At 59.1% G+C, this 26,409-nt stretch carries 22 protein-coding genes; 6 read left to right on the top strand and 16 right to left on the bottom strand.

The annotated features are described in order from the left end of the window. Nucleotides 1-368: 368 nt before the first annotated feature. From BVH01_RS02285 to BVH01_RS02265, 5 genes are all read right to left on the bottom strand, one after another. Entirely contained in the window at nt 369-1,112 is a 744-nt protein-coding gene (locus BVH01_RS02285; RefSeq protein WP_075929127.1) for a FadR/GntR family transcriptional regulator, read from the bottom strand. A 197-nt stretch (nt 1,113-1,309) separates the two neighbouring features. Further along, complete coding sequence (locus BVH01_RS02280) at nt 1,310-5,077, bottom strand: pilus assembly protein (RefSeq protein WP_371915580.1); 3,768 nt, start codon at nt 5,075-5,077, stop codon at nt 1,310-1,312. A gap of 8 nt (nt 5,078-5,085) precedes the next feature. Beyond that, on the bottom strand, nt 5,086-5,703 hold the full coding sequence (locus BVH01_RS02275) for a PilX N-terminal domain-containing pilus assembly protein (RefSeq protein ID WP_371915579.1): 618 nt from the start codon (nt 5,701-5,703) through the stop codon (nt 5,086-5,088). 38 nt (nt 5,704-5,741) lie between these two features. After that, nucleotides 5,742-6,590, bottom strand: coding sequence for a prepilin-type N-terminal cleavage/methylation domain-containing protein (locus BVH01_RS02270; RefSeq protein WP_075928770.1), 849 nt, complete (start codon nt 6,588-6,590; stop codon nt 5,742-5,744). Nucleotides 6,591-6,862: 272 nt separating this feature from the next. Continuing rightward, the gene (locus tag BVH01_RS02265; protein ID WP_075928769.1) at nt 6,863-7,300 is read right to left on the bottom strand and encodes a type IV pilin protein; all 438 of its coding nucleotides are present in this window, start codon (nt 7,298-7,300) and stop codon (nt 6,863-6,865) included. Between the two features lie 252 nt (nt 7,301-7,552). On the opposite strand from BVH01_RS02265, the gene BVH01_RS02260 reads away from it, so the two are divergent. Together BVH01_RS02260 and pilV (BVH01_RS02255) are read left to right on the top strand one after the other, a co-directional pair. Beyond that, nucleotides 7,553-8,050, top strand: a complete 498-nt coding sequence (locus BVH01_RS02260; RefSeq protein WP_075928768.1) for a GspH/FimT family pseudopilin — start codon at nt 7,553-7,555, stop codon at nt 8,048-8,050. A 58-nt stretch (nt 8,051-8,108) separates the two neighbouring features. Then, nucleotides 8,109-8,678, top strand: a complete 570-nt coding sequence (gene pilV, locus BVH01_RS02255) for a type IV pilus modification protein PilV (RefSeq protein WP_075928767.1) — start codon at nt 8,109-8,111, stop codon at nt 8,676-8,678. Between the two features lie 61 nt (nt 8,679-8,739). Here the strand turns inward: pilV (BVH01_RS02255) and BVH01_RS02250 are convergent, their stop codons facing one another. The 7 genes from BVH01_RS02250 to BVH01_RS02220 are packed head-to-tail and all read right to left on the bottom strand — an operon-like array spanning nt 8,740 to nt 15,947. After that, the gene (locus tag BVH01_RS02250; RefSeq protein ID WP_075928766.1) at nt 8,740-9,156 is read right to left on the bottom strand and encodes a type IV pilin protein; all 417 of its coding nucleotides are present in this window, start codon (nt 9,154-9,156) and stop codon (nt 8,740-8,742) included. 34 nt (nt 9,157-9,190) lie between these two features. Beyond that, the gene (locus tag BVH01_RS02245) at nt 9,191-12,835 is read right to left on the bottom strand and encodes a pilus assembly protein (RefSeq protein ID WP_075928765.1); all 3,645 of its coding nucleotides are present in this window, start codon (nt 12,833-12,835) and stop codon (nt 9,191-9,193) included. Between the two features lie 41 nt (nt 12,836-12,876). Continuing rightward, nucleotides 12,877-13,335 carry a PilX N-terminal domain-containing pilus assembly protein gene (locus BVH01_RS02240; protein ID WP_075929124.1) on the bottom strand — a complete coding sequence of 153 codons (459 nt, stop codon included), beginning with the start codon at nt 13,333-13,335 and terminating at the stop codon, nt 12,877-12,879. 11 nt (nt 13,336-13,346) lie between these two features. After that, a complete protein-coding gene (locus BVH01_RS02235; RefSeq protein ID WP_075929125.1) occupies nt 13,347-14,381 on the bottom strand; it encodes a PilW family protein in 1,035 nt (344 codons plus the stop codon). A 2-nt stretch (nt 14,382-14,383) separates the two neighbouring features. Continuing rightward, nucleotides 14,384-14,854: a type IV pilus modification protein PilV gene (gene pilV / locus BVH01_RS02230; protein WP_075928764.1), complete on the bottom strand. Its 471-nt coding sequence runs from the start codon at nt 14,852-14,854 to the stop codon at nt 14,384-14,386. Continuing rightward, nucleotides 14,855-15,409, bottom strand: coding sequence for a GspH/FimT family pseudopilin (locus BVH01_RS02225; protein WP_256562685.1), 555 nt, complete (start codon nt 15,407-15,409; stop codon nt 14,855-14,857). 19 nt (nt 15,410-15,428) lie between these two features. Then, nucleotides 15,429-15,947 carry a GspH/FimT family pseudopilin gene (locus BVH01_RS02220; RefSeq protein WP_075928762.1) on the bottom strand — a complete coding sequence of 173 codons (519 nt, stop codon included), beginning with the start codon at nt 15,945-15,947 and terminating at the stop codon, nt 15,429-15,431. A gap of 107 nt (nt 15,948-16,054) precedes the next feature. On the opposite strand from BVH01_RS02220, the gene thiO reads away from it, so the two are divergent. Next, the gene (thiO, locus tag BVH01_RS02215; RefSeq protein ID WP_075928761.1) at nt 16,055-17,149 is read left to right on the top strand and encodes a glycine oxidase ThiO; all 1,095 of its coding nucleotides are present in this window, start codon (nt 16,055-16,057) and stop codon (nt 17,147-17,149) included. Nucleotides 17,150-17,255: 106 nt separating this feature from the next. Here thiO and BVH01_RS02210 read toward each other — a convergent pair whose 3' ends face one another. From BVH01_RS02210 to BVH01_RS02195, 4 genes are all read right to left on the bottom strand, one after another. Continuing rightward, a complete protein-coding gene (locus BVH01_RS02210) occupies nt 17,256-18,593 on the bottom strand; it encodes a sigma-54 dependent transcriptional regulator (protein WP_075928760.1) in 1,338 nt (445 codons plus the stop codon). 8 nt (nt 18,594-18,601) lie between these two features. Continuing rightward, a complete protein-coding gene (locus BVH01_RS02205; RefSeq protein ID WP_075928759.1) occupies nt 18,602-20,194 on the bottom strand; it encodes a PAS domain-containing sensor histidine kinase in 1,593 nt (530 codons plus the stop codon). After that, nucleotides 20,184-20,429 carry a PP0621 family protein gene (locus BVH01_RS02200; RefSeq protein ID WP_075928758.1) on the bottom strand — a complete coding sequence of 82 codons (246 nt, stop codon included), beginning with the start codon at nt 20,427-20,429 and terminating at the stop codon, nt 20,184-20,186. The genes BVH01_RS02205 and BVH01_RS02200 overlap by 11 nt, the downstream gene beginning before the upstream one ends. Nucleotides 20,430-20,576: 147 nt before the next feature. Further along, nucleotides 20,577-21,569, bottom strand: a complete 993-nt coding sequence (locus BVH01_RS02195; protein WP_075928757.1) for an outer membrane protein assembly factor BamD — start codon at nt 21,567-21,569, stop codon at nt 20,577-20,579. 147 nt (nt 21,570-21,716) lie between these two features. Here BVH01_RS02195 and rluD point away from each other — a divergent pair, with 147 nt between their 5' ends. The 3 genes from rluD (at nt 21,717) to clpB (ending at nt 26,295) form a co-directional block, all read left to right on the top strand. After that, entirely contained in the window at nt 21,717-22,691 is a 975-nt protein-coding gene (gene rluD, locus BVH01_RS02190; protein WP_075928756.1) for a 23S rRNA pseudouridine(1911/1915/1917) synthase RluD, read from the top strand. Beyond that, on the top strand, nt 22,688-23,428 hold the full coding sequence (pgeF, locus tag BVH01_RS02185; RefSeq protein WP_075928755.1) for a peptidoglycan editing factor PgeF: 741 nt from the start codon (nt 22,688-22,690) through the stop codon (nt 23,426-23,428). The genes rluD and pgeF overlap by 4 nt, the downstream gene beginning before the upstream one ends. Nucleotides 23,429-23,730: 302 nt before the next feature. Next, nucleotides 23,731-26,295: an ATP-dependent chaperone ClpB gene (gene clpB / locus BVH01_RS02180; protein ID WP_075928754.1), complete on the top strand. Its 2,565-nt coding sequence runs from the start codon at nt 23,731-23,733 to the stop codon at nt 26,293-26,295. The last annotated feature ends 114 nt before the right edge of the window (nt 26,296-26,409 follow it).

Genomic DNA, 26,409 nt, shown 5'->3' with positions numbered 1-26,409 from the left:
GATAGGCTGTCAGGCTGCAATCGTTTCGCCCCGAGGTCGGGGCTCCCACAGGTTGGTTTGAGTGACCGCTCCTGCCTTAAACAGCCTCTTTCATGTCGTCTAAAAAGATTGTGAACAGGTCCCCAAGAAGAAACTGACCACCGCAAACCAACGCCGGGGCTTGGCTATAGCCCCAGCGTTGGTATTTTTGGGATAAGGCAGATGGTCATTGGGGGCATGATCGGCGCCGGGTCGGGGCTCCATCGAATTGCACACACCAGCCCGGATCCGTAGGAGCGCCGTCCCGGCGCGTAGCGATAGCGGCCATTCAGAGTACGGGCGTTTCGGTGCGATTCATTCTGCAGAGAGATGACTCGCTATGCGTCTGCTCAGGCGCGGCGCTGGGCCTTGAGCAGGCGCTCGCGGCTGTTGATCAGGTGCAACTGCATGGCCGCCCGGGCGCAGTCGACGTCGCCGCGGGCGATGGAGTCATAGATCATCTCGTGTTCGAGGCTGAGGTTTTCCTTGTAGGCCTCGCCGTCCTCGTGGGCCTTGTAGGCCGAGTTGAACTTGTTGCGCGGAATCTGCTTGGCGCCCAAGTGCTTCATGATATCGAGCAGGTGCGGGTTCTCGGCTGCCTTGGCGATCTTGATATGGAACTGAAAATCCGCACTGATCGGCAGGCCTGCCGGCAGCTGCACGGCGCCTTGCTGGATGGCATCCAGCGCCACGCGAATCTCCTGCAGCGACTCGGGCGTGCGCCGCTGCGCCGCCAGGCCGACTGCCGCCACCTCCAGGCTCATGCGCAGCTCCAGCAGCTCCAGCACGTCCTCGGCGGTACTGATGGTCGCCGGGCCAAGCTTGAGCTCCGGCGCCGCCGGCATGTCGCACACGAACGTACCCACGCCACGACGTGTTTCCACCAGACCCGCGACCTGCAGGCGCGACAGCGCATCGCGCACCACGGTACGGCTGACCCCTTCAGCACGCATGATATCCAGCTCGGCCGGCAGCTTCTCGCCACGCTTGAGGGTGCCGTCGCGCATGTGCTGGGAAATCTTCGCAACCAGGTCTTCAGCCAGACGGCTGCGCTGCTTGCGCGGGGGAAGCGTCCAAATCGGGTTGTCCTGCATCATCGATCCGTTGTTGTTTCGTTATCGGCATACGACCGCAATGCTGGCGATTTGGTCGCATCGAATGACAGGGGGTGATAGTAGCAGTCCCTTTGCTCAAGTGCTTGATAGGCATAGGGCAAAGAGCCTTGCTGGGCGCCGTGCGGTTCCCCCGTGCCTTGGGCAGGGCACGGGGGCGCTACTGGGAGGAAAGGCTCTTACTGAAGCTGTTCGATCCGCCGCCAGCTTTGCCGGCCGATGCTGGAAGGGTCTGGGTAGACGGTTACGCATTCCTGCCCCGTGCAGTATTGGTAGCCGCCATCGGGGTTCTGGGACAGACTGCCACCCCCTTCGCCGTCCTGGCGTACTCCTGAAATGACATTGGTACCCACATCGGCGCTCGGAGAATAGTCAAAGGCACGTTGGCTGGTGCGCCCCCCGGTATAAGGGTTGACCGCGTAGCTCCAGTTGCTGGTGCCATCGCCACATGGATCGCTGTTGGGGATGAGCGACTGGAAGAATACCGTGCGGCCGAGTTGGGACATGTTCTCTACTACCATTTCGCCGTCGCTCTGAACCAGGTTCAGATACCAGCCATTCTGTGCCGTAAGGTTATTGGCCGCTTGCCAGCGAACGTTGTTGTTGCTGATCACCCTTGCCTGGCGTGAGGATCCATCAGCGGAGCTGCTGGTCACGGTATTGGTGATGCTCTGCTGCTGCAGCGAGCTGCGACTGATGTTCGGATTGCTGGCCACTTCACCAAGGGTCTGCTTGTCCCAGATGCCGTAAATGCTTTGCGGCATGCTCTTGTCGCCGTCCTTGTCATCCGTATCGAAGAAACGACCGGTGCCGAATACCACCAGATACCCCGTACCGGTTGGGTGGGCAACCAGGCTTGGCGCGGAAGTGATCGCCTGGCGCTGGCTACCGGCGTTGTCGGCACTGGCACGGAAAAGCGGATTGCCGCCAAAGCCCACCCTGAATTCATTGACCGCGCCAGCGGCGTCGTCACCTGTGGTGAACGGCGTGGCCGGGCTGCGATTGCTGCGCAGCAAATCGAAGCGCCAAAGGTTGCCCTGAAGATCGCCGGCATAGGCGTAATCGGCTACGCCGTCAGCGTTATAGTCGCCCAGTTTTGGCGTGGAAAGGCCATTGGGTATGCCGTTGGTGCCTTGAACCTCGAGGCTTCTAAGCAAGGTGCCTTGCATCGCATCGAGCACGAACAGCGCCGCTTTGCCGTTGCTGTTGCCCGCACTTTCATAGCCATTACCGAATACCACTCCCCACTTACCGTTGTGCAAGCGGGCGATTGTCGGCTGAGAAAAGCTGTAGCCCATTCTGGCCGCATTGGTAGCCGTGATGCTGTTCTCGTCAAACTGCCAGAGCAGTCGTTCGCTTCCGGGCGTGGTGACGTCCAGCGCGAAGACCGACTTGCCCCCGCCTTTGAGCGTGCCCACCAGAATAGTCCGCCACTGGCGCGTTGCACTGTCATACACATCGCCCACAACCGGTGAGCCTTCCACGTAAAACTCATGGGTGTAGTTGCTGCCGGTCAGCTTGTACAGTTTGGGGAAAACGGCGGAAGGAATGAAGGCGAACTCTTCTACGCCAGTCAGCGCGTTGAAACCATGCAACATCCCGGCATTGCCGCCTACGTAAACGCGCGGGGTGCGGTTGGCGATGGAAGCCTTGAAGGTGGTGTAAGCAGTATTGCCCTCCAGACGGTTGGAAAATTGCTCGAGATAGCGCGCGCCTGCCACCACGGCCGGGGTCGACGAATAGAAGTCGCCCAACAGGCTGCTACGTCGACGGAATGTGGTGCCTTCACCTGCTCGGTTACCGCGTAGGTAGTCGATACGCGAACCGACTATGGCGCTGGTCAGGGGATCCAGCAGGCCTGTCTCAGGATTGCGGCTTACGTGATAGAGCAACGTACTGCCGGCAAACAGGCTCAGCGCAGCGTTAGTGGTGTTGAAATTCTGCAGGCCGCTGGTCGCTATCGTGCTCGCGATCTTGATGTTGCGGTTCGACCAGGCAGGCACTTTGCCGCGCGCGCTCCAGGCTTCGACGGTATCGATGGTGCGCGTTTGCGGGTTCCAGCGCTTTTCGAAGCGCTTCACGTCGCCCGACCAATTATCGTCGCTTGCATACGAGGTCTGGTACGAGACGGTTTGCACGCTACTCTCGTCCGAGCTGATCTGCCCCGAGTTGATGGCCGGTCGGGCTGCACTGGATTTGCGATCCGCGATACGGGAAAGAATATCGGAGAAGGCTTGGACCATGGCCTCGGGGCTGTCGACGCTGAAGAACTCGCCCCGTGAGTTGATCGCCGCATGCCAGAGATCGTAGACATTGGCGTCAGATGCATTGGGCCCGGCAGCCGGCCATGAGGTACCGGCTGCCAGAGCGGCGTACCCGGTGCCAGCGAAGGTGCTGCCTCCCCACGGAATGTTGGCCTGACCGAGCGACTGGGTCAGGCCTAGTCCCATGGTGAAGTTGGTCATGTGCTGCCAGGTTGCCGGGTCATTGCGCGGATCCCAATAATCGGTTGCCGCATCGCCGCTCTTGTAGGGGGTGTAGGCCGTCAGGCTGTTACTGAGGCTGGTATTCAGGTCGGTTGCCCAATAGTGCATCGCCAGGTCGGCCAGTGTGTTCGCCGTGCTGTCGAAGTAGGGGGCGCGTTGAGTGAAGGATCGACCGTCCGGAAGGGTAAAGCTGGCTGCATCATGACGGAAGTTGCTCGGCGCGGCAGTGGCCTCGTTCCATTGCCCGTCAGTCATCATGATGTGGTAGCTGGGGCGACAGGCGTAGGTGTTCTGGGTGGTGTTGGTGCCAGTTCCGCTTGGGTAGGCCTGCCAGGGTGTTGCTGTGCGGTAGAACTCGCCGGCTCTCTTCATGGCCGCAGGCAGGTAGGTGCTCTGGTCGAACGTGATGTTTTGCAGCCAGGCGTAAAGCTGGCCCTTATGCGCCGGGGTGTAGGCCTTGAACGCATTGTTTCTGCAGTTGGTGGCATCACTGCCGTCAAAGGTCGTGCAGCGCCCCAGGCCTTGCCAACTGAGCCTGACCGATGGTGATAAATCGTAGAACGCCAGGGCCGCAGCAGAAATGGTCGATAACGCGCGGTTTCGATAAAAGGAATACCAGGCGGCGAAGTTGGCTTGTTCACTGCTGGTGACGAAGCGCAGTGCATAGCAGTTGTCATTGCTGGTGTTGCAGTTCGTGGCTCGGCTGGCGTCGTAGATGTAGTAATACGCAGGTACTGCTCGTCTCGTCAGCGTCGCTACGTATCCGTTCGCGGTTCTGCTGCAGTCAGCCGTCACGCCGCTGAAAACGCCTGGAACACTGGCAACTGCGGTACAGCCGAGAACACCGATAAGCGTGGGCGTGATGGAGAACTGAATGCCCCCAGGGGACGTCACCTGCGTTGTGAACAGCGTGGAGAGCGATGCCGTAGCGGAAAAATCCGTACCGGGATTGTCTGCCAGGCGCAACACCTGTCCGGTCGGCTGGGCGTAGTTGGTGACGTCTCCGTAACCGTAACCGGCGCTTCCTGGAGCACTGGTAATCGGCACGTCCCATGTCACGCGGTAGCCTGCTCCGCCAAGGTTGGTCGAACCGACCGATGTGCGGTAGCCGTTGTGCCAGGCCTGGTTGAAGCTGGTCGCCAGTTGCTGCTCGTTGCCCGACGCATCGAAAACAATCGGCGCTTGATAGATTGCGTTGGGATTGTAGTAGAGCGGGTTGTAGGTGCTGGATTTGGCGCGGCGAGTGGCGGATTCGTCTGCCAGCCCGTCCGGCGCGAACCCCCAGCGCATGCTACCGGAGTCATCCAGGGTCAACAGCATGTTGGGCGGCACGCCCGTGGTCAGGCTAAGTGGGCTCTGAGACACGGCTGCGTACGCGCTGGCGCCATGCAGGAAAACGCTTCCGACCAGGAAGCTGGAGAGTGTTTTTACACACATGATGGATTTGGCAGCATTCATCATGTTGGCTCTCAGTTGTTCAGGCCCATGTAGATATTGGCGTGGGTAGACTGCAAATAGACGGCCTCATCTGCCTTGGCATTGTTTAGGTAGTAGTAAGTGCCCTGGCCTTCTTGAACCATGCCGTATTCAGCGTTGACCGCCGCATTGCCGGTGGTCAGTATCAGCGTGCTGTTCCAGCGTGTTGTGGCGTTGGCTGGCGCAGTGGGCTCACGGGCGCCGGCTACGCTTTGAGTGGTGGCGTCAGTGCCTCGATAGGGCATCCACAGCAAGCTGCCCGTTGATTCGCCTTTGAGAAAGTTGGCGGCCGCCAGCCAGGGCCGATCCACGAAGTTGAGCATCAGGGACGCATCGGCATCGCTTATGGCCAGCAAGCAGGGCTTGTTGATACCGCTGGCTTTGATGGTATTGGCTAATGCGCAGTTGGCCGCTCTGCCTTCAAGTTTGTCCGCCAGATTGGATGGGCCGTAGTAACGAAACTCGGCTTCGCGCAAGGCTGCGTCTGCTGCGTTCTGGCGCTGAGCATCGATAGCGCGGTTGGCTGTTATGCGGCTCTGCAATGTGGTGCCGCCCATGTTGCTGACCGCTACCATGGTCATCACGGTCAGCATCACCAGGGCTACCAGCAAAACGGCACCGCTCTGGGCGCGCGGAAAATGTAAGGGTGTCATGGCATAAGATTCCTGATGCTCTGACTACCGACTACGACCTGGTAGATTCTCCTGTTATCGCCATTCTGCAAGCGCGTTCTTGTCGCAGCAGGGGCGAGTGCCAGCCAATCTGTAAACACCTTGGGCTGGTCATTCGTATCCCGCTGCCCGCTACGCCCGGTCATCAATAGGGAGTAGCGCACGCTACGGATCGTTCCACTGGCCGATGACCAGTCCGCTTGCGCTGTATAGGTGGTGACATCCTTTGAGAACGCATCCGCGTTACCGATACCGAACTCCAGGCGCATATCGGCGATGCCGTTGAGTTGTTCGATGAATTGCGGATTGGTGGCATTCAGGCTCTTGCACAGCAAGCGTCCGTTTTGAGGTTCGGTGGACGTATCAGCCTCGTACTTGAAGGCGAGAATGATCAAGCTATCGCTGGCGAGCGGAGGGAAGGCCTGGTTGAACGAAGCCTTGTTGGCGGCCCCCTGGCAATCCAGATCGCCACTGACTTGCGGTTGATAGCGTAGGCACAGGCCCGTACCTTCCGTAGGATCCAGCCCGGTGACCGAGCTGCCAGTGCTGAACGCCATGCAGCCGCCACCTGCCGCTCTTTCTGGAAACGCCTGTTCGTAACTAATTGAGGGATTGCGCCTGTACCCGGCTTTGCCCAGGTACTGATCCAACAGCAGTGCCGCAAACCGTCCACTGTCCAAGTTGTTGCTCTGATTCTGCTGAAAGAGCGAGTGGCGTTGGTTGTCGATGTAAATCTGCGTAATGCCCAAGATCAGAAAACTGCTGATTGCCATGGCAATCATCAATTCGACCAACGACAGCCCAATCTGATGCTTAGAGTCGATCATGGCTGTATGCGCAAGGGGATATCTGGAAAGGAGGCTTTGCCTGCTCTTCGGCTTCGACGGCAAAGACTCTCTGAGTCGCGCTGAGATCAGGCCCGTTGTTCTGTACGCCGGCTCGCTTGCTATAGGTCTGCAAACAGCCCGAACAGTGTTTTGACATATCCACTCCCTGCCATTTGTATGACTGCCTATGAAAGGCTAGACAGTCACTTTTCAGGTGAGTGGCAAAAAAGAACGCAAAAGGCGCGTTTTTCGGGCAAACGGTAGGAGGATGTTTAACGCCAGCAGTCCGAAAGGCTCGCGGTACCGGTCTTCGCGCGTTTGCCCGTAGCATCTAGACTCAGATTGCCACATTTTGTGTCATTGAACTGTTGAGTCGCGGTCAGGGTGTAACCGCCATCTCCATCTACCTTGCTGACGGATAAGGTGTATTTGCCCGTGGCGGACCTGCCGTTAAGTCCTAGCTTGGCAAGATCCGTATTACCGGTGACATAAACATTGTTTTGACTGAAATAGCGCTCTTGTCTCGCTGCTGCATCGCTCAGCAGCGACTGGCCTTCTGAGCGGTTCCCGCGCGTTACATAGTCGTCGTAGCTTGGGTAAGCAATGGCAGCGAGAATACCGATGATCACTACAACGATCATCACTTCGACTAGGGTAAAACCACGGTGCCCATAAACATGCCAAGCCGAGTGCTGGGATGCATGGCTCATATCAAACCTCCTATCTCTCCTCGTGCAAGCGGGGCCTACGCTAAGTCGCAGTGATGGTCATGTGTGCAGGGAGCGTGGCGCTGTAAGGGGTGTGACCCTACGGAGCTGCTACCGTTGCAGGTATCGAAGCGGCTCGTCACCGGGGCTTGCTAAGCCGTACTCACTGGCGATATCGGTACCGGTTATCCCAGAGCCAGAACGTTCGTGCTGATGAGCGGGTCGGAACAGGCAGGTGACCCAAAGGAGACTCCCATGCTCCCATTATTCAGCCTTCGGCCTCGCGAACAGCACGCCAGAGGGTTCACTCTGATAGAGCTGATGATCACGCTGGCGCTACTTGGCATCTTCGCGACCATCGCAGTGCCGAACTTCGTTCAACTGGTCAACAACAACCGCACCCAGTCATTCAATAACGAGCTGGTAGCACTATTGCAGTACGCCCGGGCCAATGCGGTAGATCAGCAGGCTTTTCTACGCGTTTGCAAAAGTAGTGCAGCGCTTTCCGTACGAACGGACTGCACTACCGGTGAGGTGATCCGCAGTCTGGAAATTCCGTCGTCCATCTCGTTGAACAGCACTGAAAGCGAGATTGTATTTCGCTACAACGGTACGGGCGCCGGGACAGTGATTACTACCTGTCAAAACGGTGATTTCACCAAAGGGTTCACAACGGAAGTCCGCTCCAGCGGCAGCATTCAGAGCTGGCCCCGCGGTTTCAAAAGTGCTGCCAACAAGATGGCAGCATGCTGAAGAATACCGTTTTGGATAGAAACGCTAGATAACTGCTGTAGCACTGCTGGGAGTCGTGATGAAAACCCGTCATGGAGGTTTCAGCCTGATCGAGGTCTTGGTCGCCCTGCTGCTAACGACTGTAGGGATCCTGGGTATGGTGGCGTTGCAGGGCCGCAGCGTGCAATACACGCAAGATGCCGTGCAGAGGAACGTGGCCGTTGATCTGGTCAATCAACTGGTAGATATGATTCGCGCCAACCCCGCGGAGGTTTTCGATAGAACCGTACCGCAGAATGCGATGAACAGCGGCATCAAGTCGACGTCGATCTTCTTCAAGAACAAGGGATCAAGTTTTGCCAACCTCGCCGTGTGCGCCGCCACTGCCGGCAAGCCTCCTCAAACGGCGAAGGAGCAACGTGACTGCTGGGCCTCTCGAGTCCAGGCCTTATTGCCAGGAGGTGCCGCTCCATTCGATAGCGAAGCATACATCTGTCGTAGTAGTCAGGCTGGGACATGTGACGGCAAGGGATCCATGTTGGAAATCCGCTTGGCCTGGCAGGCAAGGCAGGACGCATGTCCGGATGACTCAGCCAATGCACCCAAGGATCGAACCATCTGTACCTATACCGTCCGTGTGCAACCGTGATTGCCGCGACATAACGACCTCAAAAAGAAAACGCCCTATAAGGGCGTTCTCTCAGACCGAATTACCGCCGCCAGCAGTCGGCGGCCGTTCCACTGCTCGACCCCTTTACCCCTTTGTCGGTTAACGTGAGGTTGCCGCATTTATCATTTGCCATGGAGTTCTTGGCTGTTGCCGTCAAGGTATAGCTGAAGTCATCCACCGCAGACAAAGCCAGGCCATAGTTCTCGGTCGCACCGTCCTTCGGGGCTTTCGCGAAGGGCAGATCCGGCCCGGTATTGGCAGCTTTGGTGTATTTGCCGTTAGCCGTGTAGTAGCGCTCCATAAAATGGGACAGCTCCATTAGCGCTGCCTGCGCATCAGCTCGTTTGCTCTTGCGTACATGCTCCTGGTAGGAGGGGTAGGCGATGGCCGCAAGGATGCCGATGACCGCAACTACGATCATCAGCTCAATCAGCGTGAAACCTCGTTCTTTTTTCATGTGGCTGATTCCGAAATAGCGGTCCGTAGAGTCATTACCTTACTTCCTGCCAGGCATTGCGACCATAGCGTTGCGAGCCTGGAACCTTGATGCATGTGGGCGCAGCCCCCGAAGACCCTGAATAACACAGCCAGCGAAAGAGAGGAGTGACACCCTTGATCACGCCAGCATCCGGATCAGATATGCCAGAGACAGGCAGTTTTTCATCCCCGGTGCCCAAGTCGTCGCTGTCATTCAGACTGCCATCTTTATTGGTATCAAAGTAGGTGTAGTTAAGACGAGACCCACTGGAAAGGCTCAGCGCCATCACGAAGCTGGTTCCGCCCGATGCACAAGGATCTGCAGAAGGGGTCATAGTTGTGAAGGTTACTCGATCCGTACGCAAGGTCGCTTTAGATACAACGCGCTCCCCCCTTGCGTCTGGCCCGTTGCGGTTGCTTTTCCAGGCTAGGTCCAAGTACCAGCCTCTTTGATTGGCCAGGGTGGAATTAGAGATTGTCCTGGCTTTAAAGCTGCCCACTGTGCTTTCGGAGAGAATCTCCTGAGCGAGCAAATCGCTACGCACTATGGGGAAAGTCCCTGCGTCGATTATCCCGTAAAAGCTCTGTATTGCAGGCGTTGTTGGAATTTCATTATCACCTACAAACATATAGGAACCTGTACCGAACAGCACCATGTGCTGCCCCTTGTCATTGAATGCAGAGGACAGGGGGGCCGTGATGGGCTGGGCAGTTGTTCCATCTGTCGCGGTGAACATGAGAGTGGGATTATCCCAGCCACTAGGCGTAGATCCGCTTATATCCGCTCTCCACAGCTTGCCTGTGGTATCACCGACGTAGAGCTTGTCCGCTACTTGGTCGCCATTGGTGTCTGCAAGTAACGGTGCTCCAAGGTCGCCTCCGGTTGTTATGTCCATGGTTCTAATTACACTGCCGTCTGTCGCATCGAGGAACCAGATTTTTGCGGTGGTTTGAGCTGTTGTCCGATAACCAGTCGTAACGACTACAGAAAACTTTCCGTTAGGCAAGGCGACAATTGCGGGCTGGCCTATAGTATTGCCCATGTCTGGATGGCTAAATTCCCAGAGAAACTTATTTGAGCCCATGTTGTCCGGGTCAGTGATGTCAAGAGCAAAAACACTGCGGCCGCCTGCGCCAGTTGTTCCAGCTACTATTGTTTTCCAGCTGTTGCCAGCCCATACATCAGATACTCGCGGCGTACCGTCAACATAATAACGGTGAGCATAGGCAGGGTCGGTCAAGCGAATCAGATTTTCAAAAACACCATTTGGAATGAATGCAAACAGCTCCTCACCCCCAGCACCACCGTCCGCCATGCTTGCGTTGAACCCGTGCAGCATGCCGTCGTTGGCCCCCACGATTACCATGGGCTTGCGATTTGCATTGCCGCTTCGGAACGAAGCATAGGCAGCGCGCGCGTCAGCCCAAACTGAGCCGGTGAGGCGGGTGTAGCCAAAGTCCGGGTCGGCGACGTATTGCGGGTCAGAGTTGATGATGTCGCCTAATCGACTACCTCGTTGACGAAACAGCTTTGTAGCGTCGCTATCGGTTCGCTCCAGACTACGGTCACCCCGCAGATAATTCAGACGGCTCTCTGCTGTAGCTAAGTTATTGGCGTTGCGCTCAGCCGTTGTGGCAAGCAGGTTCTTCTGGGCACTACTCAATCCCCCTGTTCCCCAAGAAAATGCGGTGGCTGTGGTGCTGATTTGGCCATTGGTTGCCGGGGATGCATCTGCTAGAGGCGCTGATGTGAATATTTTTCGGTTATTAATATTTTGAGCATCGAGCTTAGCGCTGGCGCTCCATGCAGCAGAGGTTGCAGTGGTGCCGTTTGTATTGACTTTCCGCGCCAGCAGGTCCCCGCTCCAGTATTTGCTATTCAGTGAGGATTGAAAGACGGCGGTGTCAGTAGCCAGCCTTGTAGAGTTTGAGGCGAGAGATGTGGTGCTGCTTTGAGTTTCCTGTGCAATTTTTGCGAAAGCAAGCTTCAAGCTTTCGACCATATTCTCAGCGTCACTGGCAACGTAAAAATTGTCAGGGCGTGGATCGCCAGTGCTAAGTACATCATTGGTGGTTCTCCATGAGCCAGTAGGTAAAGGGTCGCCCTTTTTATAGCCGTCAGGCACCTTGAAACCGCCATATTTAGCCGCAAGCCAGTACTGATTGTTCGCTTTGTCTCTCAGTATCCCTCCTTCTCGGACATCCACCCAGTGAGTAGATAAGGTCTGTTTGCCTGCAAGGTCAGCACGGATGTCTGTTGTATTGGCGTAATAGGCAAGTCCGGCAATGTAGGCTGAGTTTCCATTGCCATTGAATGATCCCGCAGTGGCTCTTTTCCCTACTCCTTCAAGATCGAATACCGTCTGAGTCCAGTCATTTACATCGAGATCGTCGTCAGCTGCGGGAAGGTCGCGGTCTTGGTGGCTATTAACATCACCAATGCCTAAGATGACGTTCTTTTGGCAGGCATATTGAATGGGGTCTTTACCTGCCCAGTTGGTGATTACTGGGAAGTTGTCTCTCATTGTGTCATTTAGATTGTCTGAGTAGCTTGGAACATTGCCTTGGTTTTTGAAGTATCTTAGCGCTGTGTAGTAAAGTTCGCTCACTGGGTCGTTTGACTTGTGGCGATTGCTGAGCTCGCCAAATTTATTTATATAGTTGATAATGCCGCTATTTCCAATTGAATCGTTATAGGGGTTTTGCACAAGTATTCCTGTGTCCGCACTCCACTCTGGAGTTGGATTTACTTGTGCCTCTGGGGTGCCTGGTGTTCGTTTGATTTGTCCAATATAGCTTTGCTCTGCACGCATAACGCCGCCATTCCTACCATTGCCATCTTGATTTAGATAGCTAAAGGCGCTATAGCGAATGGTTTCTGAGTATTGCTGTAGAAGTCCTTCTGGTTTCCAGTTGTCCCCATATTTTTTGCAATTACTTTCAAGCAGGTTTTGCTTGCACACTTCCACGCGAACTGAGAAGTACTCGGTTGTCTCGGGAGCACCGTTTGCAGTACTGCGGCGTATTACTGCAATTGCTTTATTTTTCTGGTAATCACTGCCTGAAAATATTACAGTTCTTACCCGATTAATGTCGGTATACGGAACTATTTGGGTAAGGTTGGTACTGACCGTGCGCTCGCCAAAGGAGTCGCCACGGTTCGCGCGTGTGGCTTTCGCCAGAATTGTCTTTGTTGGCGTGTCGACAACACGATAGCCGCCTGTAAGTGCTTTTCGAAAAGGGTCAATGGTTTGGGTTGTCGCCCAGTTTAAATAATTTCCGCTCCATTCGTCCTTTAGAGAGCAGTCTCGTGCCACCCTTACAGGAGTGAAATATCCGCCACCATCTCTACCTGAGATTTCTCCAAAATAGGGATCTGTTATGGCCTCTCTCTGGTATTTGTAGCATTTGGCCGAGTCAAAGTAACCAGTGTAAGTTGACGTGTGAGTGTACGCCCCTAAATTAGCCGCACTAATGACTGTGGGGTATTCAACAGAGGGAACCAATGCAAGGTTGCCTGGCACACTGCCACTGCCCAGCAGAAGCGGAGCTTGCGAGACCACTCTCGCATAGCTAGGTGCTGAAATTAATATCCCGCTGGTAAGTAAAAAAGCAGCGAGTGTCTTGGCTGCTTTAAATTTCATCACGAGATAATTCATCGCGGTTGCTCCACTTGAATTTTGAAAGAGAGGTGGATATTTCATTGTTCAACCAGAAAAACGGATGACAGATCACTCGTTGAACTCGGCGTGTTCGCAGCATCTTGTGCCAAGCCGTAACCTTTTGCCGTGATACGTACGATTGAGCCTTCCTCGTCTGTAGGAACGCCCGCCTCAGTGCTTGTTTTCAACGTTGCCAGCTGTTTGAGTACATAAGTTGGATTCTTGGCTACGCCTGGAAAGTCGCTGTAAGTGCCGTTTTCATCTGCAGTTGCAAGTGTGCTGAGTGTGCCTGCATTGAATTTGCTCGCCACGGATGTCTCGCCCTTTCGCAATGCGGCTTCAGCAGCCTGCAGTGCCAGCTCCTGGTCACGAAGGTTGCCTGCCATGCGTTCCTGCAGCGAGGTGCCGCGGATGCTGGCCAGTCCGATGATGGTGACCAGCAGAAGCATGATCAGCGCGACGATCAGAATCGCACCTTGTTGGGAGTTTCTGTTCATGGTGATCCTGTTCATGGCAACTGATTGCGCAAGCTGACAGTGGAGGTAAAAACTTGAGCGAGGCGACGATTCGGAATATCAATGCTGTCGTCAGTAGTGCAGGCCGAATCACCCTTTTTGCAAATTAGGCCTTTTTCACGGTCGTAGACCTGATTCTCGATTGCGACATTGGACTCATTGCCTAGCGCCAATAAGCGTACTTTGACGGCCACCACATTGTTCCAGTCAGTGACAGCGTTGGCTTTGATGAATGCAGCGTTAGTCACGGCGCGGTCTTCCGCTGCGCCGCTGCCTATACCGTATTCGAACTGGAGGTCATGAATGCCCTCAATCAGTTCCAATGTCGAGGCGGATCCATTTTTCCAACTTGTACGCCATAGCGAAGGCGAGCCGTTAGTCCCATTTTTTATGTAGTACTGATTGCTTTGAAAAAGCAGCACTTTGGTGATGGTTGTTGTATAGGAGCGGCTGAAGTTTCCGGTGTTTCCTGAGGAGCCCTTGGCTATCGCGGTCGCAGTAACTGCCCCGCTATTGAACATATCGCATCCCAAAGCGCTGCTGATGACGACGTAGGTGTTTGCGGCATCGTTATTGGTACTTGCCATCACTATGCTGGCGGCGTTGGTCGCAATATCGGTGGTGCCAATCACGCCTGCATTGGTAGCAGCGTGCTTGATGATGATGCTATCGGTTCCCGCTGTTTTGTCTGTGCTTAAATTGGTCGGCCAACTGGGCAGGCTCGTTTGTGCATCCCAGCCCTTCAATGCCTGGTTCAGGTTAATCCGGTCATCCGTAGAGTTGGCAACAAGGGCGTTGACGTCGGAAAAACATTCGCCTTTGTAACCCGCATTACGTAGGTCGTAGGTAATGAAGTCCATTGCAAAACGGCCACTTTCCTGCACACGAGACAGCGCACTATTGGCGGTATAGGTTTGTTTGCTCGATAGGAATATCTGCAGAACACCCAGCATCAGTAGCAAGCTCAATGCCATGGCGATCATCAATTCGATGAGCGAAAGGCCTGCCTGAGAACGAACAGGTCTCATAGTCATATCTCGGTTCTATAAACGAAGTTGGCCGTACCCGGTGCGTCACTCGACTCGGTACCATCGGCCTTTTTGATATTGCCGCGGCTGTCATCCCAGTTGATGGTGATGGTTACCAGAGCAGTCGAGTTATTCCGTTCTATTCGAGCTTTGCCGGCGGGTAACTTGGCGACTTGTGCAAGCCACTCATTAAGATCCTTGTCCGCACGCGTGGTAGTGGCCGTGTGAGCGCTTTTCAGCTCGTTCAAACTGTAGCTGCCGGCGATGGCCGCTTTACGATTTGCTCGCATGCGGTCGGTAATGTCAGCTGCGAGAATAGTGGCCTGGGAACGGTAAAACGCGCCGTAGTTACCTTGGATACTTGTCGCCTGCAGTCCTGCTAACCCAAGTAACCCGATGGACAGAATCACGATAGCGACCAGCACTTCGATCAGTGTGGCGCCTCGTTGTGATGTTTGAGAGGTCTTGTTCATTTAGCAGTCGACCTTTGCGAGTGTGGTCGTGCCGATCAGCGTCACCGATAGCGTGCGCTTCTGCTGGCCTGTGCAGCTTGGTGTATTGACTGCGAAGTTCGCCACAGCGGTCACCATGCCGTTTGATTTGAAGGTCAGCGCGGCATTAGGGCCTGCTACGGCAAGGCCGGTGACGGCATCCCAGACCTTTATCACTGTGCTGCCCGACAGGATCAGCCATCCGGCAGCCCAGTCTGCCGAGTTGTCACAAGCGGTACCGGCAGTGTTTCTTCTGCAAATCACGACATTGCTGCGGCGCTTCACCGCTTCAGAGCGTGCCAGTTGGATGGCGCCTTGCAGTTCATTCGTCATGGCCAGTGTGCGGTTTTCACGCAGGATATTGCTGAATGAGGGAGCGGCAATGCTGATGACGATTGCCAGTACGGCAATCGTTACCATCAACTCTATAAGGGTGAAGCCTCGGGTAACGCGCATGGCAGGTCTCGCAGGTGTGGGCGAGCGAATACTGTCACTTTGCCGTTTGGCCAGATAGCTGCGGAGGATATTCGGTTGCATCCAGTCACCGAGCGGTTAGCTACTCACACCTAGCGTTGTCGTTGGGAGTGTCGAGCCGAGTACGGCCCGCAACGTTCACCACGATACTTCGTACGGCGGTGGTTTCTCGGCAAAGCGTGAACGTGCCGTTGAGGCTGTGCGTCATTCCGTTGGATTTGAAGCTGATGTGGTTTCTGGCTCTGAAGTTCGACCAGTACCAGCTATAAGCCGGGGCGATCTGCAAGGTTCTGAGAATGGGTTCACCTTCATCGATTCGGCCGTTGTGATTGTGGTCGGCAAAGATGATCAGCTGGTTTTCCCAGCGCCGCGTACCGCAATCGTCGATGCCGTCGCACAAGCTGACCGTGGTGCGCCGGGTCACTGCCTCGGCGCGCGAGAAGTGTAGGGCAGTCAGCAAGTCATTCACATGAGTGGCCTGTTGAGTGCGCTGCACATGGCCACTGAAGCTGGGCACCGCGATTGTCATGAGTATTGCCAGCAGGGTTAGGGCAACCAGCAACTCCACCAAGCCCACGGCCCTCTGTCGATCTCTATTCATGACGCAAACCTCTATGCGCGTATGATTGGCGGCCTTCTCGGCTGCCGTTCTGTCTAGACCCTGGGGTCTCGCTGTCAAGGCATGCCGCTTGTGCGATGGGGTGAGTTTTGCGTGCGGATGTAATCGTTGTGGGCGGTGGGGTCATCGGGTTGTTGTCGGCGTACCTGCTGGCGGGCGCGGGCAGGCGGGTCACGCTGGTGGATCGCGCGTCGGTCGGTAGCGAGGCGTCCTGGGCGGGGGGCGGAATTGTTTCGCCGCTTTATCCGTGGCGCTATAGCCAGGCGGTCACGGCACTGGCTCACTGGTCACAGGATTACTACCCGGGTTTTGGCGCGCGCCTGTTTGCCGATACCGGGGTCGACCCCGAGGTGCATGTCACCGGGCTCTACTGGCTGGACCTTGATGACCAGGCCGAGGCGCTGGCGTGGGCGCAGCGCCAGAGTCGACCGTTGTGCGAGGTTCCGGTCGAGGCCGCCTATGCCCAGGTGCCGGTGCTTGGCGAGGGATTCAAGCGCGCGATTCATATGTCCGGCGTAGCCAATGTGCGCAACCCTCGGTTGGTCAAGGCGCTGCGAGCGGCTTTGCAGGGTTTGCCGAACGTTACGCTTCGCGAGCACAGCCCGGTGCTGCAGTTCGTGCGTGATGGCGCACGCGTCACCGGGGTCGTTACCGCGGAGGGCGAGATGCTGGCCGAGCAGGTCGTCGTCGCGGCCGGGGCCTGGAGCGGGGAGGTGTTGAAGGGCCTTGGGCTCGCGCTGCCCGTAGAGCCGGTCAAGGGGCAGATGATCCTGTTCAAGTGCGCCGAGGATTTTCTGCCCAGCATGGTGCTGGCCGGTGGGCGTTATGCGATTCCGCGGCGTGATGGGCACATTCTGGTGGGCAGTACGCTGGAACGTGCCGGCTTCGACAAGACGCCGACCGACGAGGCGTTGGCCAGCCTGCGGGCTTCTGCCGAAGCGTTGCTGCCGGCGTTGCGCGAGGCCGAAGTGGTCGGGCACTGGGCAGGATTGCGGCCCGGCTCGCCCGAGGGCATTCCCTTTATCGGTGAGGTGCCGGAGCATCCGGGCCTTTGGCTGAACTGCGGGCATTACCGCAATGGGCTGGTGCTGGCGCCGGCGTCCTGCCAGTTGCTGACGGATCTGATGCTGGGGCAGCAGCCGATCATCGATCCGGCGCCGTATTCGCCGGCGGGGCGTTTGTAGGCGGGCGACCTGCTTCGGGGGCGGGGCGCTGAGCCTGGGTATCGCTTCGCTCAACCTCAGGCTACGAGGGCTGTGTGCTCACTGGGGGCAACCGCAGGCTAGGGTCTCAGTCGATGCCTAGCTTTTTCAGGCGATAGCGCATCGAACGGAAGCTCAGGCCCAGGCGTTGGGCCGCTGCCGTGCGGTTCCAGCGGGTTTCTTCAAGGGCCTGCATGATCAGTTTGCGTTCGACGTCTTCGAGGTAATCCTCGATGTTGTCGATCTGTGCCAGGCTGGCGTCGCCGTTCTCGCCAGCCGGTGCGGCGTCCGCCAGGCGCAGGTCGTTTGCGCAGATCACGTCGCCTTCGCAGAGCGTGTAGGCGCGCTCCAGCATGTTCTCCAGCTCGCGCACGTTGCCCGGGAAGCGGTAGCTCTTGAGCTTTTCCAGGGCAGGGCCGTCGAGCTTGACCGGCGGCAGGCCGATGCCTTCGTTGAGGCGCTTGAGCATCACGTCGGCCAGCAGGGGAATATCCTCGCGGCGCTCGCGCAGTGGCGGTACGCGCAGCTCGATGACGTTGAGGCGGTAGTAGAGATCCTGGCGGAAGCGGCCGGCTGCCACCTCGGCGGCGAGATCCTTGTGGGTGGCGCACAGGATGCGGGTGTCGACCACCACTTCCTGCTGGCCACCGACGGCGCGGATGGCCTTTTCCTGGATGGCGCGCAGCAGTTTGACCTGCATGGTCAGCGGCAGGTCGGCCACTTCGTCGAGGAACAGGCTGCCGCCATTGGCGGCCTGGAACAGGCCCTGTTTGTCTTCGACGGCGCCGGTGAAGCTGCCCTTCTTGTGGCCGAAGAATTCGCTTTCCATCAGCTCCGAGGGAATGGCGCCGCAGTTGACCGGCACGAAGGCCCGCTCACGTCGCGGGCCCTGTTCGTGGATCAGCCGGGCGACCAGCTCCTTGCCGCTGCCCGACTCACCACTGATGTACACCGGTGCCTGGCTGCGCGCCAGTTTCTGGATCTGCCCGCGCAGTGCACGCATCGGCGGGGACTCACCCAGCAGCCGGCTGCTACCCGGCGCTTCGCCTTCATCGGCGGCGTTCAGGCGCAGGGCGGTGGCCACCAGTTCGCGCAGGCGGCCCAGGTCGACCGGCTTGGTGAGGAAGTCGAAGGCACCGGCCTTGAGGGCGTTGATTGCCGTGTCCACGCTGCCGAACGCGGTGATCATCGCCACCGGCGTCTGCGGATGGCGCTGTTGAATGTGCTGCACGATATCCAGGCCGTTACCGTCGGGCAGGCGCATGTCGGTCAGGCACAGATCGAACGGCTCCTTGGCCAGCCACTCACGCGCTTCCTTGACGTTGCGGGCGCTGCGGGTGTCGAGTTTCATGCGCCCGAGGGTGATCTCCAGCAGTTCGCGGATATCGGGTTCGTCGTCGACGATCAGGGCTCTCTGGCGGTTCATCAGGTCGTTCAGCTCATTTTTCGCGGATGCGCGAAGGTGATACGGAAGCATGCGCCGCCGCCCTCGCGTGATTGATAGTGAAGATGAGCCTGGTTGCTTTCGCAAAGCTCGCGGGAAATATACAGGCCCAGGCCGGTGCCTTTGTTCTCCGTGGTGTAGAAAGGCTCGAAGATGTGATGCAGTTGGTCTGCCGGCACGCCTTCACCGTCGTCGAGCACCTCGAGCACCGGCAGATCGCTGCGCGGATCGCGAAACAGCTTCAGCCACACCTGGCCCTGAGGGTTGAGCTTGGCACTGTAGCGCAGGCCGTTTTGCACCAGGTTGGTGATGACCTGATTGAGCTGGTTGGGGTCCATGCGCGTCTGGATGCTGCTGCCTTCGATGGCCAGGTGCAGCACCTTTGAGGCCGGGGCGGTGCTGCGGAATTCCGCCGCGAAACGGTGCAGCCAGTATTTTAGATCCAGCAGTTGCGGCTCCGCCTGGCGCCGGCGCGAGAGCTGCAGCACGTTCTCGATGATCAGGTTCATGCGTCGCGAGTGATCCTGGATGATTTGCGCCAAGCGCAGGTCCGGCCCGTGCAGGTCTTCGGACTCCTGCAGCAACTGCGCCGCATGGCTGATGGCGCCCAGCGGGTTGCGAATCTCGTGGGCGATGCCGGCGGTTAGGCGGCCGAGGGCGACCAGCTTGAGTTGCTGGGCCTGCTGGGCGATCTGCGAGATGTCGTCGAGGAGGATCAGGATATGCCGCTGGCCGCCGCGCTGCAGTGCGATGAAGCTGGGTTGCAGGGTCGGGCCGTCACTGAGCGTCTGCAGGCTGGCTGGGCGCAGGCTGCTGTTCTCCTGCCACTGCTGCAGGCGCTTGACCAACTCGGTGCAGTGCGGGTCGAGAATCTTGCCCGCCAGGTGCTGCTGGCCCAGCAAGCCGAGCGCGGCCTGATTGGCCAGCAGCACGCGGCGCTGCTCGTCCACCACCAGGATGCCGGTGCGCATGCGTTGCAGGATCAGGTTGTTCAGGGTCTCCAGATCCGCCACGTCGGCAGCGCGTTGTTCGGCCAGTTTTTCGCTGACCTGCAGACGGCGGGTCAGGCCCTGCACGAACAGCGCCGCGGCGAAGCATAGCGCGCCTAGTGCGCCGACCTGCACGTACTGGTTGCTGGCCTGGGCGTGGCTGAGGCTCAGGTAGAAGGTCAGGTAGATCATGCCGATCGCGGCGGCGGCGGCGATCAAGATCCCGAAGCGGCCGCGTATCAGGATGTTGGCGATCGCCACGGAGACGATCAGCAGGTTGCCGATCCCGCTTGGCGTGCCACCGCCGGCATAGAACAGTGCCGAGAGCAGCACTACGTCACCCAGCGCCACCGCGAATATCGGCAACAGACGATTGGGCGTGTGAATGATCAGCGCGATCAGGATGTTGAGCGTCAGGTAGACCCAGGCCGCCCCCCTGAACAACGGCACGTGGGCCAGCTCTAGCAGCTCGGAGTCCAGGTTTGCGGAAACCAGCAGTACCAGCACCACGCCGATGACCAGGCGATAGAGATGGTAAAGCCGGAAGATGCGGTGCCCCTGGGGGCCCCGTACCGCGAGGGCGCTATTGGGCACCGGGCTTGGGGCCTTGTTCCAGATGCGCCTGGCTGCAGTACCAGCGCTGCGCCAGTTGCAGGGCGTGCTGCTGCGGGGTGTGCACGCCGCAGTGGGCGCAACGCACCATGGGCGCCGGATTGTCCGAGGGCGGTGCTGCCTTCTGGCGCTGTCGGGTGGCGCCGACATAGCGCCGCCATAGCCAGATGGCGGCAAAAATGATGGCAATCCAGATCAGCAGGCGGAACAGGCCCATGGCGCTCTCTTCGTGTCGGGGGATGGGGCAGTGTAGCTAAGGACGCCCTGGGCGGACAGTTACCCAATCAGCGTTTTGCAGGGCCAGAATGCACGATGCCAGTCGGTTGACTGGCATCGTGAAGAGTTGCTGGCTGTTAGCGATGGATCAGTCGAACAGGCCGAAGGTCAGGCGGCTGAACCAGGAGCGCTTGGGCGCCTGTGGCTCTTCGCCCCGCTCGGTGGCTTTCAGATCGGCCGGCATCTGGTCGACGGCGTCTTGGTACTGACGCTGCACGTCCAGGCTCGCCTGGGTCTGGCTCGGCGGTGGCGGTACGTCGCTTTCGATCAGGCCCAGGGTCGCCTTGGCCAGCCACGAGCGTTCGTCGGCAGCTTCTTCCTGCGGCACGAACTCGCCACTCTCCAGGCTCGGGTGATCCGGGTAGTTGAGCTTCAGGGTTTCCAGGCTGGTGGCCGCCAGGTCGTCCAGGGTCAGGCGCTGATAGGCCTCGACCATCACGGCCAGGCCGTCACCGACCGATGGGGTTTCCTGGAAATTCTCCACCACGTAGCGACCGCGGTTGGCGGCGGCGACGTAGGCGTGGCGGGTCAGGTAGTAATGGGCCACGTGAATTTCGTAGGCGGCCAGCAGGTTGCGCAGGTAGATCATGCGCTGCTTGGCGTCCGGGGCGTAACGGCTGTTCGGATAGCGATTGGTGAGCTGGGCGAACTCGTTGTAAGAGTCGCGGGCTGCACCCGGGTCACGCTTGGTCATGTCCAGCGGCAGGAAGCGGGCGACGATGCCGCGGTCCTGATCGAACGACGCCAGGCCCTTCAGGTAGTAGGCGTAATCGACGTTCGGGTGCTGCGGATGCAGGCGGATGAAACGCTCGGCGGCAGCGCGGGCGGCTTCCGGCTCGGCGTTCTTGTAGTTGGCGTAGATCAGCTCGAGCTGGGATTGCTCGGCGTAGCGACCGAAGGGGTAGCGCGATTCCAGAGCCTTGAGCTTGGTAACGGCGCTGGTGTAGCTGCCGTTGTCCAGATCTTGCTGAGCCTGCTGGTAGAGTTCTGCCTCGCTGAGGTTTTCGTCCAGGACTTCCTTGGACGAACAGGCGGCGGTGAGGGCGAGGATGGCGATCAGCAGCAGGTGTTTCACTTGCATGGCGGCTTGCGTCCCTGGGACGGCGACTGTCTTGAGCAGGGCCGTCCTGTTATGATGAGCGCCCCCGGTACCCCTGGGGCAAAGACGCCGTATTTAACCACAAGCGTGTAGCCGAAACCAAAGGCTATGCCCCCGCCGTTGCCGAGCATGTCATCTATTAATAAGCAGGCCATTGAGTTAACCGCCGAGGTCCCCGCCGATCTGGGCGGTCAGCGCCTCGACCAAGTCGCCGCCCAGCTGTTCGCCGAGCACTCGCGTTCGCGTCTTTCCGGCTGGATCAAGGAGGGCAATCTGACCGTCGACGGCCAGGTGCTGCGCCCGCGCGATATCGTCCACGGCGGTGCCGTGCTGGCGTTGTCCGCCGAGCAGGAAGCCCAGGGGGAATGGATTGCCCAGGACATCGAACTCGACATCGTTTACGAGGACGACCAGATCCTGGTGATCGACAAGCCCGCGGGCCTGGTCGTGCACCCGGCTGCCGGGCACGCCGACGGCACCTTGCTCAATGCGCTGCTGCATCACGTGCCGGACATCGTCAACGTGCCGCGCGCCGGTATCGTGCACCGCCTGGACAAGGACACCACCGGCCTGATGGTGGTGGCCAAGACCATCGAAGCGCAGACCCGCCTGGTCGATCAGTTGCAGAAACGCACCGTCAGCCGCATCTACGAGTGCATCGTCATCGGCGTGATCACTTCTGGCGGCAAGATCAACGCGCCGATCGGTCGCAGCTCATCCCAGCGTCAGCGCATGGCCGTGACCGATGGCGGCAAACCGGCGGTCAGCCATTACCGCGTGCTCGAACGCTTCCGTTCGCACACCCATGCGCGCGTCAAACTGGAGACCGGGCGTACGCACCAGATTCGCGTGCACATGAGCCACATCGGTTTTCCGCTGGTCGGTGACCCGGTGTACGCCGGGCGCTTCCGTATCCCGCCGGCCGCCAGCCAGACCATGGTGCAGAGCCTCAAGGAATTCCCGCGCCAGGCCCTGCATGCGCGTTTCCTCGAGCTTGACCACCCGATCACCGGCGAGCGCATGAAGTGGCAATCGCCGCTGCCTGACGACTTCGTCTGGTTGCTGACCCTGCTGCGTCAGGATCGCGAGGCGTTCATCGGATGAGTGACAAGGCCCACGACTGGCTGACGCCACACTGGCCGGCGCCCGAGTGGGTGCGTACCTGCGTGACCACCCGCGCTGGCGGTGTCAGCCAGGCGCCTTACGACAGCTTCAACCTGGCTGCCCATGTCGAGGATGACCCGGCCGCGGTGGCCAAGAATCGCCAGCGCCTGGTCAGCCAGCTGGGTTGCCGTCCGGCCTGGTTGCAGCAGGTGCACGGTATCGCCGTGGCCCATGCCGACCCGGAAACGGTCGACGACGCCGACGCCAGCTGGACGGCAACGCCCGGCATCGCCGCCACGGTAATGACCGCCGACTGCCTGCCCGTGCTGTTCTGCGACCGCGCCGGTACTCGCGTGGCCGCTGCCCACGCTGGCTGGCGCGGCCTGGCTGGCGGCGTGCTGGAAGCCACGCTGGATGCCCTAGCCGTGGACGCGGAAGATGCTCTCGTCTGGCTGGGCCCGGCCATCGGCCCCCAGGCATTCGAAGTTGGCGCCGAGGTGCGTGAGGCATTCGCCGATCAGCACGCCCAGGCTGCTGGCGCCTTCATGCCGAGCCAGAACGCCGGGCGCTACATGGCCGACATCTATCAGCTGGCGCGCATCCGCCTTGCGGCTCGTGGTGTTACCGCGGTTTATGGCGGCGGCTTCTGCACCGTCAGCGATGCGCGCTTCTACTCCTATCGCCGCGCGGCCCAGACCGGTCGCTTCGCCTCGCTGATCTGGCTGGCCGATCGCTGAGGTCTGCCCGATTCATTTTGAGGCTCGCGGCCTTGCGTCGAATGGTGGCTACGACGCCAGTTTTACAGCAAGGCCGCAATCGCTTTCGCGCCGGGTCGGCGCTCCCACACGGGCCTTGGGTCGCTCGCGATCATGGTGGGAGTCGCGACCTCGCGGCGAATCGTGATGGCGCCCCCTGATCACGGTCAAAACCACTGCGCTTGAAACCCACACAATCGGCCTCATCTATTCTCCATCTCGGCAGGTTTTAATGTCAGGCGCATGCACCGCGCCGGCCTGCCTCTAGAAGGAAGGATGACGCCATGCGAATCGACCGTTTGACCAGCAAGTTGCAACTTGCCCTTTCCGATGCCCAGTCCCTGGCTGTCGGCCACGACCATTCCGCCATCGAGCCGCTGCACCTGATGCAGGCGCTGCTCGACCAGCAAGGCGGCTCCATTCGCCCGCTGTTGATGCAGGTGGGCTTCGACGTGACAAGTCTCCGCCAGGCGTTGAGCAAAGAGCTCGACCAACTGGCCAAAATCCAGAACCCTACCGGTGACGTCAGCCTGTCTCAGGATCTGGCGCGCCTGCTCAACCAGGCCGATCGCCTGTCACAGCAAAAGGGCGATCAGTTCATCTCCAGCGAACTCGTGCTGCTCGCCGCGATGGATGAGAACACCAAGCTCGGCAAGCTGCTGCTCGCCCAGGGCGTGAGCCGCAAGGCGCTGGAGAATGCGGTGAACAACCTGCGCGGCGGCGATGCGGTCAACGACCCGAACATCGAGGAGTCGCGCCAGGCGCTCGACAAGTACACCGTCGACCTGACCAAGCGCGCCGAAGAGGGCAAGCTCGACCCGGTGATCGGCCGTGACGACGAGATCCGCCGCACCATTCAGGTACTGCAACGGCGTACCAAGAACAACCCGGTGCTGATCGGTGAGCCCGGCGTCGGCAAGACCGCCATCGCCGAAGGCCTGGCTCAGCGCATCGTCAACGGCGAAGTGCCGGACGGCCTCAAGGACAAGCGCCTTCTGTCATTGGACATGGGCGCGCTGATCGCCGGTGCCAAGTTCCGCGGCGAGTTCGAAGAGCGCCTCAAGGCCGTGCTCAACGAGTTGTCCAAACAGGAAGGCCGGGTGATCCTGTTCATCGACGAGCTGCATACCATGGTTGGCGCCGGCAAGGCCGAGGGCGCCATGGATGCGGGCAACATGCTCAAGCCGTCCCTGGCCCGTGGCGAGCTGCACTGTGTGGGCGCTACCACGCTGAACGAGTACCGCCAGTTCATCGAGAAGGATGCGGCCCTGGAGCGGCGCTTCCAGAAGGTGCTGGTCGACGAGCCGAGCGAGGAAGATACCATCGCCATCCTGCGCGGCCTTAAAGAGCGCTATGAGGTGCACCACAAGGTGGCCATCACTGACGGTGCGATCATTGCCGCGGCCAAGCTCAGCCACCGTTACATCACCGACCGCCAGCTGCCGGACAAGGCCATCGACCTGATCGACGAAGCCGCCAGCCGTATTCGCATGGAGATCGACTCCAAGCCCGAGGTGCTCGATCGCCTGGATCGCCGGCTGATCCAGCTCAAGGTCGAAGCTCAGGCGCTGAAGAAGGAAGAGGATGAGGCGGCCAAGAAGCGCTTCGTCAAACTCCAGGAAGACATCGCCAAGCTGGAGAAGGAATACGCCGATCTGGAAGACATCTGGAAGTCGGAAAAAGCCGAAGTCCAGGGTTCGGCACAGATCCAGCAGCGTATCGAGCAGGCCAAGACCGAGCTCGAAGCGGCGCGCCGCAAGGGCGATCTCAACCGCATGGCCGAGCTGCAATACGGGGTGATTCCCGATCTGGAGCGAAGCCTGCAGATGGTCGATCAACACGGCACCACGGAGAACCAGCTGCTGCGCAGCAAGGTCACCGAAGAAGAAATCGCCGAAGTGGTTTCCAAGTGGACCGGTATCCCGGTTTCGAAGATGCTCGAGGGCGAGCGCGACAAGCTGCTGAAGATGGAAGGCCTGCTGCACCAGCGGGTGATCGGTCAGGACGAAGCCGTGGTGGCGGTGGCCAATGCCGTGCGTCGGTCGCGTGCCGGCCTGGCTGATCCGAACCGACCCAGCGGCTCGTTCCTGTTCCTCGGCCCGACCGGTGTGGGCAAGACCGAGCTGTGCAAGGCGTTGGCCGAGTTCCTGTTCGACACCGAGGACGCGCTGGTGCGCATCGATATGTCCGAGTTCATGGAGAAGCACTCCGTGGCCCGTCTGATCGGTGCGCCGCCTGGCTATGTTGGCTACGAGGAGGGCGGTTACCTGACCGAGGCGGTGCGTCGTAAACCTTACTCGGTGGTGCTGATGGACGAGGTGGAAAAAGCCCACCCGGACGTGTTCAACGTGCTGCTGCAAGTGCTCGAAGATGGCCGCCTGACCGACAGCCATGGCCGCACCGTGGACTTCAAGAACACGGTGATCGTGATGACCTCCAACCTGGGCTCGGCGCAGATCCAGGAACTGGTCGGTGATCGCGAGGCGCAGCGCGCGGCGGTGATGGATGCCGTGGGCAACCACTTCCGGCCGGAGTTCGTGAACCGCATCGACGAAGTGGTGGTGTTCGAGCCCCTGGCCCGTGAGCAGATCGCCGGCATCGCGCGTATCCAGCTTTCGCGCTTGCTGCAGCGCCTGGCCGAGCGCGAGCTGAGCCTGGAGCTGTCCGACGAGGCGATGGACAAGCTGATCGCCGTTGGCTACGACCCGGTGTACGGGGCGCGGCCATTGAAGCGCGCCATCCAGCGCTGGATCGAAAACCCGCTGGCGCAGTTGATCCTGTCTGGCCAGTTCAATCCGGGCAGTACGGTGACTGGCAAGGTCGAAAACGACGAGATCGTCTTCGTCTGACGCCAGCAACTGCTGCAAAAGAACGGCCGATGTGAGTGATCACATCGGCCGTTTTATAAGATGGCAGATAACTGCGTTGCCCTGTGGGGGCGGGCCATGCCCGCGAAAAAATCA

The organism is Pseudomonas sp. PA1(2017) (assembly GCF_001945375.1).
In the GTDB taxonomy this organism is placed as follows: Bacteria; Pseudomonadota; Gammaproteobacteria; order Pseudomonadales; family Pseudomonadaceae; genus Aquipseudomonas.
Note: the sequence above shows the minus strand (reverse complement) of the source record. Positions and strands in the feature narration are given on the sequence as shown.

What these genes read in the sequence shown, in the direction of transcription:
- BVH01_RS02210 (WP_075928760.1), bottom strand. Translation starts at nt 18,593, where the DNA reads ATGAACCGCCAGAGAGCCCTGATCGTCGACGACGAACCCGATATCCGC.
- BVH01_RS02265 (WP_075928769.1), bottom strand. Translation starts at nt 7,300, where the DNA reads ATGAGCCATGCATCCCAGCACTCGGCTTGGCATGTTTATGGGCACCGT.
- BVH01_RS02280 (WP_371915580.1), bottom strand. Translation starts at nt 5,077, where the DNA reads ATGATGAATGCTGCCAAATCCATCATGTGTGTAAAAACACTCTCCAGC.
- BVH01_RS02285 (WP_075929127.1), bottom strand. Translation starts at nt 1,112, where the DNA reads ATGCAGGACAACCCGATTTGGACGCTTCCCCCGCGCAAGCAGCGCAGC.
- pilV (WP_075928767.1), top strand. Translation starts at nt 8,109, where the DNA reads ATGAAAACCCGTCATGGAGGTTTCAGCCTGATCGAGGTCTTGGTCGCC.
- BVH01_RS02200 (WP_075928758.1), bottom strand. Translation starts at nt 20,429, where the DNA reads ATGGGCCTGTTCCGCCTGCTGATCTGGATTGCCATCATTTTTGCCGCC.
- BVH01_RS02225 (WP_256562685.1), bottom strand. Translation starts at nt 15,409, where the DNA reads ATGCAACCGAATATCCTCCGCAGCTATCTGGCCAAACGGCAAAGTGAC.
- BVH01_RS02235 (WP_075929125.1), bottom strand. Translation starts at nt 14,381, where the DNA reads ATGAGACCTGTTCGTTCTCAGGCAGGCCTTTCGCTCATCGAATTGATG.
- BVH01_RS02220 (WP_075928762.1), bottom strand. Translation starts at nt 15,947, where the DNA reads ATGAATAGAGATCGACAGAGGGCCGTGGGCTTGGTGGAGTTGCTGGTT.
- BVH01_RS02270 (WP_075928770.1), bottom strand. Translation starts at nt 6,590, where the DNA reads ATGATCGACTCTAAGCATCAGATTGGGCTGTCGTTGGTCGAATTGATG.
- pilV (WP_075928764.1), bottom strand. Translation starts at nt 14,854, where the DNA reads ATGAACAAGACCTCTCAAACATCACAACGAGGCGCCACACTGATCGAA.
- rluD (WP_075928756.1), top strand. Translation starts at nt 21,717, where the DNA reads ATGTCATCTATTAATAAGCAGGCCATTGAGTTAACCGCCGAGGTCCCC.
- BVH01_RS02260 (WP_075928768.1), top strand. Translation starts at nt 7,553, where the DNA reads ATGCTCCCATTATTCAGCCTTCGGCCTCGCGAACAGCACGCCAGAGGG.
- clpB (WP_075928754.1), top strand. Translation starts at nt 23,731, where the DNA reads ATGCGAATCGACCGTTTGACCAGCAAGTTGCAACTTGCCCTTTCCGAT.
- BVH01_RS02250 (WP_075928766.1), bottom strand. Translation starts at nt 9,156, where the DNA reads ATGAAAAAAGAACGAGGTTTCACGCTGATTGAGCTGATGATCGTAGTT.
- pgeF (WP_075928755.1), top strand. Translation starts at nt 22,688, where the DNA reads ATGAGTGACAAGGCCCACGACTGGCTGACGCCACACTGGCCGGCGCCC.
- BVH01_RS02245 (WP_075928765.1), bottom strand. Translation starts at nt 12,835, where the DNA reads ATGAATTATCTCGTGATGAAATTTAAAGCAGCCAAGACACTCGCTGCT.
- BVH01_RS02195 (WP_075928757.1), bottom strand. Translation starts at nt 21,569, where the DNA reads ATGCAAGTGAAACACCTGCTGCTGATCGCCATCCTCGCCCTCACCGCC.
- BVH01_RS02240 (WP_075929124.1), bottom strand. Translation starts at nt 13,335, where the DNA reads ATGAACAGAAACTCCCAACAAGGTGCGATTCTGATCGTCGCGCTGATC.